The following is a 13,294-nucleotide window of genomic DNA, read 5'->3' on the forward strand; positions in this document are numbered from 1 at the left end:
GACCGCTAACAGGGCTGCATTGATCTATGCAAAACCGACAGGGTCAACAGTCTTTTATCATTTGGTTGATTTCTAGTGCTCGCGCGCGCCCCCCGGTTTGAGTTGGAAACGTTGAATTTTCCCGGTCTGGGTTTTGGGAAGGGCGTCACAAAACACCACCGAACGCGGGTATTTATAGGGGGCGATGGTGGCTTTGACGTGGTCTTGCAAATCCTTTGCGCTGCTGGGTGTGGCCAACACCACATGCGCCTCAACCACCATGCCGCGCGCCTCGTCTGGGGCACCGATCACCGCGCATTCCTTGACCGCCGGATGCGAGAGCAAGGCCGCCTCGACCTCGGGCCCGGCAATATTGTAGCCCGCAGACACGATCATATCGTCGTTGCGCGCCGCGAAATGCAGATAGCCATCTTTGTCCATCTGGAAGGCATCGCCAGTGATGTTCCAGCCATCCTGCACATATCCCTGCTGACGCTCATCCGCCAAATAGCGACACCCGGTCGGGCCGCGCACCGCAAGCCTGCCAACCTCACCAGCGGCGAGCGTTTCGCCCTTTGGCCCGACGATTTTCACCTCATAGCCGCGCACCGGTTTTCCGGTACAGGCCGGGCGATGATCGTCAAATCGGTTGGAGATAAAGATGTGCAAAAGTTCGGTCGCGCCAATGCCGTCAAGCATCGGTTTGCCGGTTTTATCCATCCAGTCCTGATAGACGGGCGCAGGCAAGGTTTCCCCCGCCGAAACCGCCGCCCGCAGCGATGATAAATCGGCCCCCTGCTCCATCGCGGCCAACATGGCGCGATAGGCGGTGGGCGCGGTAAAGCACACCGTCGCCTTGTATTTCTGAATAATTTCAATCATCTGCGGCGGGGCTGCGTTTTCCAGCAAGGTCGCCGTCGCCCCAAAACGCAGTGGGAACAACGCCAGTCCGCCAAGTCCAAAGGTGAACGCCAAAGGCGGCGAGCCGACAAAAACATCATCAGGGGTGACGCCAAGAACCTCTCGTGCATAGCCATCGGCGATGATCAGAAGGTCGCGATGAAAATGCATCGTCGCCTTGGGCGACCCGGTTGTTCCCGAAGTAAACCCAAGCAGCGCAACGTCATCGCGCCCTGTTTCTACCGCATCAAATTGCACCGGTTTTTCAAGCGCCAGGCGGTCCAGCTCGGCGTCGTGGTTCGAGGTGCCATCAAACCCAGTGACAGACGTGAGGAAGTGCGACGTCTGCGCACAGGTTTCCAGCTCATCCAAGAGGCGCGTATCACAAAGTGCATGGCTGATCTCGGCCTTGTCGATGATCGCAGTCAATTCCGTCGCGCGCAGCATTGGCATGGTGTTGACCACAACCGCGCCCACCTTGGTCGCCGCCAGCCAACAGGCCACCATGGCCGGGTTGTTGGCAGAGCGGATCAACACTCGATTGCCCGGTTTCACCCCAAGATCATCGACCAGAACATGGGCCAACCGATTGGTCCAATCGCTCAGCTCTTTGTAGGTGCGCCGCCGACCATTGCCGATAAGCGCCGTATGATCCCCAAAGCCACGCCCCACCATGGCATCGGTCAGTTCGGCCCCGACATTCAACCGGTCAGGATAGTCAAACCCGTCGAGTAGAAAGTCAGGCTGATCCTCGAGCGCCGGAAGGTTATCGCGGCAAAACGTGTCGATATGAGCGGATGGTCCCAGCATGAATTCCCCTAGAGTTCCGTGCGAACGTGCCAAAGCTCTGGAAAGAGTTCGACCGACAGCATCATTTTGAGATAGTCGACACCGCCGGTGCCCCCGGTGCCGCGTTTAAAGCCAATCACCCGCTCAACCGTGGTCACATGGTTGAAACGCCAGCGGCGGAAATAATCCTCAAGATCGACAAGTTTTTCGCCCATTTCATAGAGCGTCCAATGGGTTGCGGGATCTGCATACACCTTGGCCCACATGGCTCGGATCTCTGGAATGGCCTCATGCGGCGCTTGCGCCGGGGTTGCGATTGCGTTGGTGGGCACGTCATGCCCCTGCGCCGCCGCATAGGACAAAACGGTTTGATACAGCGTCGGCTCGGCCAACTCTGTCTCTAGCCGGGTGGTGCCCTTTGGATCATGGGCGTGTGGTTTCAACATCGCCAAATTGCGGTTGCCCAACGCGTATTCGATCAAACGGTATTGTAAGGACTGAAACCCCGAGCTCATCCCCAGATCATCGCGAAAACTTGTGTAGTCGCTCGGCGTCATGGTGCGCAGAACGTCCCATGCGTTGTTGAGCTGCTCCATGATCCGCGACACGCGGGCCAGCTTTTTAAACGCATCCGGGAGCTGATCCGATGCGATATCGGCCCGCGCTGCACCAAGCTCATGCAGCATCAGTTTCATCCACAGCTCAGAGGTTTGATGCTGGACGATAAACAGCATTTCGTCATGGGCCTCGGACAAAGGATGCTGGGCCGAAATGACTTGATCTATATGAAGGTAATCGCCGTAGGACATCTTTTGCGAAAAATCGGTCTTGGCCCCGTGCTGTTCTGGATCAGTTGTCATGTCTGGCCTCCGAGTTCGGCTAGGGTCTGGCGGGCGATGATGATCCGTTGGACATCGGAGGCACCTTCATAGATGCGCAACGCCCGGATTTCGCGATAAAGCCGTTCGACCGTTTCGCCGGATCGCACCCCATCGCCGCCATGCAATTGCACCGCCTTGTCGATGATCTTTTGGGCATGATCCGTGGCAAAAAGCTTGGCCATAGCCGCTTCGCGGGTGATACGCGGCGCACCGCTATCCTTGGTCCATGCGGCGCGATAGATGAGCAAAGCCGCCGCGTCGATATCCAGTGCCATATCGGCGATATGCCCCTGAACCATCTGCAAATCCGCCAAGGGGGCCCCTTGGATTTGACGCGACTGAACGCGCTTGACAGCCTCATCAAGCGCACGCCGAGCAAAGCCAAGCGCCGCGGCGCCAACCGTAGCGCGAAACACGTCGAGCACCGACATGGCGATCTTGAACCCCTGCCCCGAGGCCCCGATGAGGGCGCTGACCGGGATGCGGCAATCGCGAAACTCCAGCGTCGCCAAAGGGTGCGGAGCGATGGTGCCGAGCCGTTCTGTAACGCGCAATCCGGGCGTGTCAGCCGGGACAACAAATGCCGACAGCCCCTTGGCCCCCGGTGCGTCGCCGGTGCGGGCAAACACCGTATAAACATCGGCGATGCCGCCGTTGGAAATCCAAGTCTTTTCGCCGTTCAAAACGTAACTATCGCCGTCCAGCGTTGCGGTCATTGTCGAATTGGCGACGTCCGACCCCGATTGCGGTTCTGTCAACGCAAAGGCCGAAATCGCGGTGCCGGAGCGGGTGAGCGGGAGCCACGCGGCCTTTTGTTCGTCGCTGCCAAAAAGCGAAATCGCCCCGGTGCCAAGCCCCTGCATTGCAAAGGCAAAATCCGCCAAACCGTCATGTCGGGCCAATGTTTCGCGAGATAGGCACAGGCTGCGCACATCCAAATTTCCAGCAGGCGACGCGGTGTGATCCAACCACCCAGCCGCCCCGAGACTTGCAACCAAATCGCGACAGGTTTGATCGGTGTCCGCATGATCAACATCGGTGATCTTGGCTTTGGCCCAAGTCTCCAGACCCTCGGCCAAGTCGCGGTGCCGATCCTCAAAAAACGGCCAAGACAGAAAGCTTTGATCCGCCATCAGTTGCCCTCAAACATAGGTTTTTCTTTGCCGACAAAGGCGCGATAGGCGCGCTCAAAATCCGCCGTTTGCATACAAATCGCTTGGGCTTGGGCTTCGGCCTCAATCGCCTGTTCGATAGACATCGACCATTCCTGCGCCAGCATGGTCTTGGTCATCATGTGACCAAAATTCGGACCCGCCGCGATGCGGGTTGCCAAGGTTTCCGCGGCCTCCTCAAGGGCATTCGCCGCGACAACAGAGTTGTAAAACCCCCATGCCGCGCCTTCCTCGGCGCTCATCGAGCGCCCGGTATAAAGCAAGTCGGCGGCGCGGCCCTGACCGATGATCCGAGGCAAGATCGCACAGGCCCCCATGTCACAGCCCGCCAACCCAACGCGGGTGAACAAAAACGCGCATTTCGCGTCCGGTGTGGCGATACGCAGGTCGGATGCCATGGCGATAATCGCGCCGGCCCCAACACAGACCCCGTCAATCGCGGCAATCACCGGTTTGGTGCAATTGACGATGGCCTTGACCAAATCGCCGGTCATCCGGGTAAAGGCCAAAAGCTCTTTCATCGACATTCTGGTCAGCGGGCCGATAATGTCATGCACATCCCCGCCTGAGCTGAAATTGCCGCCGTTTGACCCAAACACCACCGCGTTGACGTCATCGGCATAGGCCAAATCGCGGAACCAATCGCGCAGCTCGGCGTAGCTTTCGAAGGTGAGCGGGTTTTTGCGATCCGGTCGGTCAAGCGCGATAAAGGCGATCCCATCGCGGATGTCACAGCGAAAATGCGTTACATCTGTGCGCATCAATCCTCTCCTTCGGTTAGGGTGGTCACAAGGTTGTCTAGACGGGTGGCCAAGACGGCGGCCTCGTCCTGATCAAAACTGCTCAACATCTCATCGACCCATGTTTCGTGGGCGGCGGCTTGGCGGGCAAATTCAGCCCGGCCTTGGTCGGTCAGGCACACTTTTGACGCCCGGCGATCTCCGGGCACAGCCACGCGCACCACATGCCCCTCTTCGGTCAAACGATCAACAATGCCGGTGACATTGCCGTTTGAAACCCGCAACACACCGGAAAGCGCGCTCATCTTGAGACCCTCGTCATAACGCGACAGGGCCGCCATCACGTCAAAGCGCGGCAGGGTCGCACCAAATTCCTGGCGTAGGTTTTCGCGCAACTCCGCCTCGACCAGACGGCTGGCTTTGAGCAACCGCAGCCACAGCCGCAGGCGGTCTTTGGAGGCGGGTTCTGGCACTTGGGTATTGGGTTTCTGGCTCATATTTCCCCTCCGGTCAGGCTCAGAGCATGACCATTAACCGAGCGCGCCGCGTTTGAGCACAGCCAGAGCACCGCCCCCGCGACCTCATCAACCTCGATAAAACGTTTTTGCGGATTGCCGCGTTTGAGCGATTTCGCCGCATCTTCGGCGCTCATCCCGGTCTTCTCGCTGATGTTGGTGATCGACCGGTCCAACATGGGCGTATCCACAAAACCGGGGCAGACGGCATTCACGGTGATGCCGCTGCTCGCCAATTCATGGGCCAAGGCGCGGGTCAGTCCCACGACCCCGTGTTTGGCAGCGCAATACCCCGCCACATAAGGATAGCCTTTGAGCCCGGCCGAGGACGCGATGGCAATCATCTGCCCTTCGCCCATTTGCTCCATGTCCGACAAAGCCGCCTGAAAGCAGTTGAAGACACCGGTTAGGTTCACATCCAACATGGATTGAAAGGCCTCAGCGCTGGTTTTGGCAAAGGGTACGCTCACCGCCGCCCCGGCATTGGCAATCACCGCCGATATCGGGCCGTTTAGCCCGCGCGCCTGTTGGTAGGCCGCTTTGACGGCGCTGGCATCGGTGACATCGCAGGTCGCATAGCCGATGAATTTGTGTTGTTTGGCCACCTCGCGCAACGGTGCCTCGCGACGGCCCAAAATGGTGACCTTGGCCCCCTCATGGGCCAGCGTTTCGGCGATGGCCGCGCCAACCCCGGTGCCGCCGCCGGTCACAACGATGTGTTTGTCGGCAACGCTCATACCCGGCCCGCCGTTTCCGCGTCTTTGTCGGCCAACCGCCAGGCCTGATCCCGCCCGGCCTCATAGGGTTTGGGCCAGATTTCCTGACGATCCCCCAGCGCCGTGGCGGCATTCAGGGTCCAATAAGGATCGGCCAAATGCGGCCGCGCCAAACAGACAAGATCGGCGCGCCCCGCCATCAGGATCGAATTGACATGATCGGGCTCATAGATATTGCCAACCGCCATGGTTTTAAGCCCGGCTTCGTTGCGAATTCGGTCACTAAACGGGGTCTGGAACATACGGCCATAGATAGGCTTGGCCTCGGGCGAGGTTTGCCCGGCTGAAACGTCGATAATATCTGCCCCCGCGGCGCTAAACATCTTGGCGATCTCAACCGCCTCTTGCGCGGTAACACCCGCCTCGCCCATCCAATCATTGGCCGAAATTCGCACCGACATCGGTCTGTCGGCGGGCCAAGCGGCGCGCATGGCCGCAAAGACCTCAAGCGGATAACGCATCCGGTTTTCAAGCGAGCCGCCATAGTCATCGCCGCGCAAATTGGACAGGGGCGAGATAAAGGACGAGATCAAATAGCCATGGGCGGCATGCAGCTCGATCATGTCAAACCCGGCGCGCGCGGCCATATCGGTGGCCTTCACAAACTGATCACACACGGTAATCATATCGGCCCGGGTCATGTCGCGCGGCGTGGCGTTGCCCTCTGTCCAAGGAAGGGCCGAGGCGCTGATCAGCTCCCAATTGCCGGTTTCAAGGGGCTGATCCATGCCCTCCCATCCCACTCGGGTTGAGCCTTTGCGCCCGGCATGGCCAATCTGACAACAGGTCTTGGCGTCGGTCTCGGCGTGCACAAAATCGTTGATCCGTGCCCATGCCGTTTCATGCTCAGGCGCATATAATCCGGGGCAGCCCGGTGTAATCCGGCCATCCGCCGAGACACAGGTCATTTCGGTATAGATGAGCCCCGCGCCGCCCTTGGCGCGTTCCCCATAGTGGATCAGATGCCAATCGGTCGGACAGCCATCAACCGCCTTGTATTGCGCCATCGGAGACACAACCACACGGTTTTCCAAGGGCATATCGCGCAACTGAAACGGCGCAAACATTGGCGCGCGCGGCGTCTCTCTGCTCGTTCCTCCAGCCTGAACCTGAAACCAATCTTCGGCCTCGGCCAACCATTTCGGATCACGCTCACGTAGGTTTTCATGGCTGATCCGCTGGCTGCGGGTCAAAAGCGAATAGTTGAGTTGAACCGGATCAAGGTCGAGGTAACGCTCCACGTCCTCGAACCATTCTACCGAATTGCGCGCCGCCGATTGCAGGCGCAACACTTCGATGCGCCGCTGATCTTGGTATTTGGCGAAAGCGGCCCCGAGCGTTGGCTCGTCCGCAATGTATTGAGCCAAAGCAATGGCGCTTTCCAAGGCCAGCTTGGTGCCCGAGCCAATCGAAAAATGCGCCGTCGCCGAGGCATCGCCGAGCAAAACGATGTTATCCGCGCTCCAGTTTTCGCAAAGAACCCGAGGGAATTGCAGCCATGCCGAGCCGCGAATGTGATTGGCGTTGGTCATCAAGGCGTGACCATCCAAATGATCGGCAAAAATCTCTTGGCAAATCTCGATGGTCTGCTGCTGGCTTTTGTCACCAAACCCATAGGCATCAAAGGTGTCTTGGGTGCATTCGACGATAAACGTCGCCGTGTCATCGTCAAATTGATAGGCATGCGCCCAAACCCAGCCCTTGTCCGTCTCTTCAAAGATAAAGGTAAAGGCATCATCAAATTTTTGATGGGTGCCAAGCCAGACAAATTGGCATTTGCGGGTATCAATTTCGGGTTTGAAACGATCGGCAAGCTCGGTGCGGGTCTTGGAATTCAACCCATCACTGGCCACGACAACGTCAAAGTCTTTGGCATATTCGGTGGCGGGACGCGCCTCGGATTCAAAGCGCAGATCAACACCAAGCGCGCGCGCCCGATCTTGCAAAACCAAGAGCAATTGTTTGCGCCCGATGCCGCAAAACCCATGCCCGGTGGACAGCATCTTTTGCCCCTTGTGATGAACAGCAATGTCATCCCAATAAGCAAAATGTTCCCGTATGGCGGCGGCGCTTGCCGCGTCGTTCTGGGCAAGATTGTCCAAAGTTTCATCGGAGAGAACCACACCCCAACCAAAGGTATCATCAGGGCGATTGCGCTCAAAAACCACAACCTCTGCATCGGGCTGACGCAGTTTAATCGAGATTGCAAAATACAATCCGGCCGGACCACCACCAAGACACGCGTACCGCATTTTATCCCCCAAACGATCTTTGATGGGAAAACCGTAACAGGGAAATTATCTATTTCAAGCAAAAATATTTTAAACCTAAACTTTATATATTTTAACTTTCGATCTTTGCTTAACAATGCCCTGCAAGCGGAGTCAAAAATGGGAATACCTTCACTATTATTTTAATAATTTCTGATACTTACAAAAAGACTTAAGCGAACTATCGACCCACATTCAATGCCAGCCTGAAATCTTAGCCCAGAGGAGATGCCTATAAATTGAGCATCTCGCCGGCAAGGCAGAGCAACGATAAAAATCTCGCCTACGTCGATTCCGGTCTTTATTATCTGGTGCCCCTCATCGTCGCTCAGGGGGCATTGGCACAGGGGGTCACAGGCGTCAGGGAAATTCGCCAAACAGGGTTGGCCAAATGCACAGCCAACTGCAACACCAACTCTTACCCATCAGAGGCTATTTTGCGCCAATCGACCGGCAGGCGCATCCAAATTCCATGCATGGAATTTGCAAAATCCTTCCAAGGATTTTGTCGGCGCTCGCACTCGCCCAATAGGACCTGTTCACCGGCCGATCACGACCTTGGCCAACTTGGGTGCGCATCATCAATGACAAAGACGTGTCGATGACGATAGGCCCGATGATGATTTAACCCATCTGTTTGGTCAACAACCCCGTCCGAATGCGGAGGCGTCGCTCTGTCGTGTTCATGCTCCACAACCTGCGGATCAGCGGCAGGCCATAAAAGAACCGCGCCCAACACACCTAAAACCGCCAGCCCCGACATCACAGCAAAACTCAATGGAAGACCCATCAAACCGCCCAACACGCCGGCCATTGGATAAGCCAGCAACCAAGCCGAATGAGACAGAGCAAACTGCGCCGCGAACACCGCTGGACGATCTTCGCTATGACAAGATCGTGTCAACAAAAGCCCTGTTGGCGTCTGAATGAGAGATGCCCCGGCTCCGATCACAAACCAAAGGATCAAGCCAACCCACATCTCATTGCTAAGCGCCGCCACCCCAAGCCCAAAAGACAGTATCACTCCACCAACCAACATCACCGGGCGCGGCGATGTTTCCCCCAACAGCTTGGGCAAGACCAACGCCACCACCATCGAACCGCACCCGCTTGCGGCAAAGAAAACGGCCACCAAACCATCGCCCTGCCCCAACACGTCTTTGACCAAGACAACCGTGTTGACGATCACCATCGCCGTCGCGGCCGCAACGGCGACATACAGCGCCAGCACCCCGCGCAATCGTGGCGTCGCCAGATAAATCCACAAACCACGGGTTAGGCGTTTTGAAAAAGCGGCCGTTGGCACATGCTTGCGGCGTGGCAACTGAACGCTCATCACCAACCCAGCAGAAAGAAGGAAACCAATCGCGGTGCCTACAAAGAGGCTATTGAAGGTGAGAACCGTCAAGGCGGCCCCCGCGATGAGCGGACCAAGCAAGGCTTCGAGATCATAGGTCAGCCGCGAATAAGACAGGGCTTGGGTGTAATCACCCTCATCCGTCAAAATGTCGGGAATGGTGGCCTGAAACGTTGGGGTGAAACCGGCGGAAAAGGCCTGAAACCCAAAGACCAAGGCGTAGATGTGCCAAATCTCGGTGACAAAGGGCAAAGCCAACACAAGACAGGCGCGCGCCAGATCAAGCCCAATCAGAAACCCTTTGCGCGGCAGCCGTTCCGCCAAGGTCGTGGCGATGGGCGCCACGCCGACATAGGCCACCATTTTGATGGCCAGTGCGATGCCAAGAACGGCCCCCGCCTGCCCGCCTGCCATTTCAAAAGCCAATAACCCAAGCGCAATCGTCGTCAGGCCAGACCCCAGTACCGAGAAAATCTGGGCCAGCAAAAGACGGCGATAGGTGGGGTTGCGCATTGCTCCGGTCATGGGCCAAGCCTACGCTGCATCCACCAACAATCAAGCCGCCTGCCTTGGCGGGTCCTTGGTCCAAGACGTGTGTTAACGCCGCAGGGCAAAGAAGTGATCGGTTGGACCGACGCCTTGCCCCACCTCCAATCCGCCACTGCCCAGAATAGCGTTTCGGGTATAGGTCTTGGCATTTGCCACCGCCGCACACAGATCCCCCAAAACCGCAATCTGTGTGGCCAAGGCCGATGATAGCGTGCAGCCGGTGCCATGGGTTCCGGGCATGTCCATGCGCTCGGCCTCAAACCAATGCGGCCCGGTCTCATCGACCAAAACATCCGGGCATTGCGGGCCCGGAAGGTGCCCGCCCTTTAACAGGATCGCCGGCCCAAATGCGTGCAACTGCTCTGCTTGATCAAGCATCTCACCGCGATCCCGCGCCTCATCACAACCCAAGAGCACGGCCGCTTCCGGCAAATTGGGTGTCAACACAGTCGACAGCGGCACAATATAATGGAGAAATCCCTCTAGGGCCTGTTGGCCGGTCAGGGTTTTGCCACTTGTCGAGGATAAGACCGGATCGACAACAACCTGCACCCCACGCCCCGCGAGGCATCCGGCCACCGCCTCACAGATAGCTTCGGTGCCAAGCATTCCGATCTTGACCGCATCAACGCGAATGTCTGTCAAAATCGCGTCAACCTGAGCCGCCACAAGGCCAGGATCGGCCAAAACGACATCGCTCACGCCTTGGGTGTTTTGAACCGTCAAAGCCGTGATCGCCGCCATGCCATAGCCGCCATTGGCCGCAATCGCCTTGAGATCGGCCTGAACCCCGGCCCCGCCCGACGGGTCCGACCCGGCGATGGATAGAATATTTGGGATCATCTCACTACCCTGCGCTTACGTCTTCCTTGCGCATAGCCAAGCATCTTCCCCCTGTCCAGATTAGCCAAGATTGCCCAAGCCCGCGACGCATGATAGGCTATGCACAAACAGAGGCAGAGCAGCCCACATGACAGCACTTAAGGAATTTGAACGGCTCGAGGCAACCGGGCTGTGGCGCCCGAACCAAGCCGAACAACGACGCGAGGTTGTTGTGTCGCTTGGTGATGCGACGCTGACGATCACCGACGTCCCGGGCCGGGTGTTGGCCCATTGGTCTATCGCGGCGGTGGTGCGTTCGAACGGCACCGCCCTTCCGGCGATTTTTCACCCCGATGGCGACCCCGACGAGACGCTGGAATTGGCCGAAGACGAGGCCGAGATGATCAACGGTATTGATCGTCTTTTGAGGGCCATCGAAAAGCGCCGTCCTAACCCCGGCAAACTTCGCCTGATCCTAAGTGTGGCCGTGATTGTTGGAACCACGGCCGCCGCTGTGATGTGGGCCCCCGGCGCTTTGAAAGACTATGCCGTCAAAGTCGTGCCCCCGGTCAAACGCGCCGAAATAGGCGTTGATCTTTTGAAACATATGTCGCGGGTCACGGGACAGCCCTGTATGACAACAGACGCCCGCCCAGCCTTGCAAAAGCTGGCAATGCGCATCCTTGGCCCCGGACGGGGCGATACGGTTATTGTCGTCCCCGATGGGGTGAGCGAAGCCACCCATCTACCCGGTGGCATTGTTGTGCTCAACAAGTCGGTGATCGAAGATTTTGAAGACCCGGACGTGCCCGCAGGCTTCATTTTGGTTGAAGATACCCTTGCCAAAAACCATGATCCTCTGGCCCGTGTTCTGGATCACGCCGGGTTGGTGGCGAGCGTGCGATTGGTCACAACCGGGCAGCTTCCGGGCGAGGCGTTGTCGGCCTATGCGGAACATCTTTTGACCCATCCCAAACCCAAGTTGGATGACACCACGCTAATCGACGCTTTTGGCGCGGCCAAGCTGCACAGCACGCCCTATGCCTTTGCCAAGGACATCACCGGTGAAAGCACGCTTGCACTGATTGAGGCGGATCCGATGGCCGTCGCTCAACCAAGCGAAGATGTGCTCAGCGACGGCGATTGGCTGCGTCTACAAGGGATTTGTGGCACCCCATAAAAAAGGCCCGCATGACGCATCACACGGGCCGTTTTTACAAAGTGGTTCGAGGTTAGCGCGTATAGGCCCGCGCATAGCCGGCGGATTTCACCGCGCCCAAGGCCGCGTGCAACTCCGAAGACGACGCATATGGCCCAACCATGACCCGGCGCAAAGATTGTCCGTTGCGGGTGTAGGTTCCGAATTTCACCGGCAGACCAGCGCGGTTCAAACGACCGGCCGCCGCTTGGGCTTTGGCCGGGGTGGTGAACACGCCGATTTCAACATAGCGGGCGCCGGTCGCAACCGGGCGTGGCGACGATTTGGTGGAAATGATGGGACCGCCTTGGGTCGTGACAATCGGTTTAGAATCCGTGGCGCGATAGGCAATCACCGGAGCCTTGATCGTATGATTGGGATCGGTCACAGCCAGTTGGCGTGGCGTGGTGTTGGTCCAAATCTGTTGGGTACGCCGATGCCCGTCAACAGTTTGATAGGCCCGATAGGGATTGAGGCGATCATCGTCCCATGCGGGGCGGTATCCTGCGGGGATTTGAACCTGTGTCACATCACGCTGTTCGTATACATGACGGGGGACAATGCGGGTATTGCCGCGCAATTCGCTGCCCTGCCATCCGCGGTTATGGTAGACTTTCTTGCCCGGTCCGGGCGCTTCGCCACGGCGGATAACCGTCACATGCGGCGATTTTTGCGGGCCACAGCGCATTGCAATGGTCACACCGTCTACGCGCTTGCTCGAGTGTCCGTTCTGGCAGGCATTGTAGCTTGGCACCACAACACGGCGCGCCTTGGATTTGGGTGCAACCGCCGCGGTGGGAACCTGACGCACAACGCGACGTGGGGTCGCGACGGGTTTAGAGGCCGGGACACGCACCACTTGGGGTTTGGGTGCCACCCGCTGCGGGGCCGCTGCGACGCGGGGCTTGGGTGTTGGTTTGATCACAACCGGCGCGGGGGCGGGTTTGGACGCCACGCGCGGCGCGGGTTTCGGCTTAGGGGTTGGTTTGGGCTTGGGTGCAGCTATCGCAACCGGTTTCGGCGCAGGCTTAGCAGCCGGTTTCGGCGCGGGTTTCGCCGCCGGTGCAGCAGCCGTCGTGGTGCCAAAACTTGGTTTCTGGCCGCAAATCTGTTTGCGATTGCGCGACACGCGCGGCACCCAGTTCACAGCCCCATCAAACCCGGCGCGCACGTAAACGCAGCCCCGATTATCGACGAACTGTTTGCCGGAAAACGACGACGGCGGAAAGTTCGCCGGGACGTTGTTGATCTTGGATTGAGCCATGGCCGGATCAGAAGCAAATCCGAATCCCGCTGCCAAAACTGCAAAAATAGTTAAAGATTTCAAAGTCATGTCTGCCCCCACA

At 58.1% G+C, this 13,294-nt stretch carries 11 protein-coding genes; 1 reads left to right on the forward strand and 10 read right to left on the reverse strand.

What is annotated here, in order from left to right; translation table 11 throughout:
• Positions 1-72: 72 nt before the first annotated feature.
• The 9 genes from AC5EFR_RS11805 to thiD form a co-directional block, all read right to left on the reverse strand.
• The gene (locus AC5EFR_RS11805) at positions 73-1,689 is read right to left on the reverse strand and encodes an AMP-binding protein (protein ID WP_493576006.1); all 1,617 of its coding nucleotides are present in this window, start codon (positions 1,687-1,689) and stop codon (positions 73-75) included.
• A gap of 8 nt (positions 1,690-1,697) precedes the next feature.
• Complete coding sequence (gene kynA / locus AC5EFR_RS11810) at positions 1,698-2,528, reverse strand: tryptophan 2,3-dioxygenase (RefSeq protein WP_493576007.1); 831 nt, start codon at positions 2,526-2,528, stop codon at positions 1,698-1,700.
• On the reverse strand, positions 2,525-3,682 hold the full coding sequence (locus AC5EFR_RS11815; protein ID WP_493576008.1) for an acyl-CoA dehydrogenase family protein: 1,158 nt from the start codon (positions 3,680-3,682) through the stop codon (positions 2,525-2,527). Before AC5EFR_RS11815 ends, kynA begins: the two co-directional genes overlap by 4 nt.
• Complete coding sequence (locus AC5EFR_RS11820; protein WP_493576009.1) at positions 3,682-4,482, reverse strand: enoyl-CoA hydratase family protein; 801 nt, start codon at positions 4,480-4,482, stop codon at positions 3,682-3,684. Before AC5EFR_RS11820 ends, AC5EFR_RS11815 begins: the two co-directional genes overlap by 1 nt.
• Positions 4,482-4,958 carry a MarR family winged helix-turn-helix transcriptional regulator gene (locus AC5EFR_RS11825; RefSeq protein WP_493576010.1) on the reverse strand — a complete coding sequence of 159 codons (477 nt, stop codon included), beginning with the start codon at positions 4,956-4,958 and terminating at the stop codon, positions 4,482-4,484. Before AC5EFR_RS11825 ends, AC5EFR_RS11820 begins: the two co-directional genes overlap by 1 nt.
• Positions 4,955-5,713, reverse strand: a complete 759-nt coding sequence (locus tag AC5EFR_RS11830; protein ID WP_493576011.1) for an SDR family NAD(P)-dependent oxidoreductase — start codon at positions 5,711-5,713, stop codon at positions 4,955-4,957. Before AC5EFR_RS11830 ends, AC5EFR_RS11825 begins: the two co-directional genes overlap by 4 nt.
• Positions 5,710-8,004 carry a bifunctional salicylyl-CoA 5-hydroxylase/oxidoreductase gene (locus AC5EFR_RS11835; protein ID WP_493576012.1) on the reverse strand — a complete coding sequence of 765 codons (2,295 nt, stop codon included), beginning with the start codon at positions 8,002-8,004 and terminating at the stop codon, positions 5,710-5,712. Before AC5EFR_RS11835 ends, AC5EFR_RS11830 begins: the two co-directional genes overlap by 4 nt.
• 568 nt (positions 8,005-8,572) lie before the next feature.
• Positions 8,573-9,904: an MFS transporter gene (locus AC5EFR_RS11840; RefSeq protein ID WP_493576013.1), complete on the reverse strand. Its 1,332-nt coding sequence runs from the start codon at positions 9,902-9,904 to the stop codon at positions 8,573-8,575.
• 72 nt (positions 9,905-9,976) lie between these two features.
• Entirely contained in the window at positions 9,977-10,771 is a 795-nt protein-coding gene (gene thiD, locus AC5EFR_RS11845) for a bifunctional hydroxymethylpyrimidine kinase/phosphomethylpyrimidine kinase (RefSeq protein ID WP_493576014.1), read from the reverse strand.
• A 127-nt stretch (positions 10,772-10,898) separates the two neighbouring features.
• On the opposite strand from thiD, the gene AC5EFR_RS11850 reads away from it, so the two are divergent.
• The gene (locus AC5EFR_RS11850) at positions 10,899-11,930 is read left to right on the forward strand and encodes a hypothetical protein (protein ID WP_493576015.1); all 1,032 of its coding nucleotides are present in this window, start codon (positions 10,899-10,901) and stop codon (positions 11,928-11,930) included.
• 52 nt (positions 11,931-11,982) lie between these two features.
• Here AC5EFR_RS11850 and AC5EFR_RS11855 read toward each other — a convergent pair whose 3' ends face one another.
• A complete protein-coding gene (locus AC5EFR_RS11855; protein WP_493576016.1) occupies positions 11,983-13,281 on the reverse strand; it encodes an SPOR domain-containing protein in 1,299 nt (432 codons plus the stop codon).
• Positions 13,282-13,294 lie beyond the last annotated feature (13 nt).

The sequence above is a fragment of the Pelagimonas sp. genome, assembly GCF_058892305.1.

Bases quoted from the DNA above. Each gene is read 5' to 3' on its own strand.
- AC5EFR_RS11830 (WP_493576011.1), bottom strand. From the start codon at position 5,713: ATGAGCGTTGCCGACAAACACATCGTTGTGACCGGCGGCGGCACCGGG.
- AC5EFR_RS11820 (WP_493576009.1), bottom strand. From the start codon at position 4,482: ATGCGCACAGATGTAACGCATTTTCGCTGTGACATCCGCGATGGGATC.
- thiD (WP_493576014.1), bottom strand. From the start codon at position 10,771: ATGATCCCAAATATTCTATCCATCGCCGGGTCGGACCCGTCGGGCGGG.
- AC5EFR_RS11855 (WP_493576016.1), bottom strand. From the start codon at position 13,281: ATGACTTTGAAATCTTTAACTATTTTTGCAGTTTTGGCAGCGGGATTC.
- AC5EFR_RS11850 (WP_493576015.1), top strand. From the start codon at position 10,899: ATGACAGCACTTAAGGAATTTGAACGGCTCGAGGCAACCGGGCTGTGG.
- AC5EFR_RS11840 (WP_493576013.1), bottom strand. From the start codon at position 9,904: ATGACCGGAGCAATGCGCAACCCCACCTATCGCCGTCTTTTGCTGGCC.
- kynA (WP_493576007.1), bottom strand. From the start codon at position 2,528: ATGACAACTGATCCAGAACAGCACGGGGCCAAGACCGATTTTTCGCAA.
- AC5EFR_RS11805 (WP_493576006.1), bottom strand. From the start codon at position 1,689: ATGCTGGGACCATCCGCTCATATCGACACGTTTTGCCGCGATAACCTT.
- AC5EFR_RS11815 (WP_493576008.1), bottom strand. From the start codon at position 3,682: ATGGCGGATCAAAGCTTTCTGTCTTGGCCGTTTTTTGAGGATCGGCAC.
- AC5EFR_RS11835 (WP_493576012.1), bottom strand. From the start codon at position 8,004: ATGCGGTACGCGTGTCTTGGTGGTGGTCCGGCCGGATTGTATTTTGCA.
- AC5EFR_RS11825 (WP_493576010.1), bottom strand. From the start codon at position 4,958: ATGAGCCAGAAACCCAATACCCAAGTGCCAGAACCCGCCTCCAAAGAC.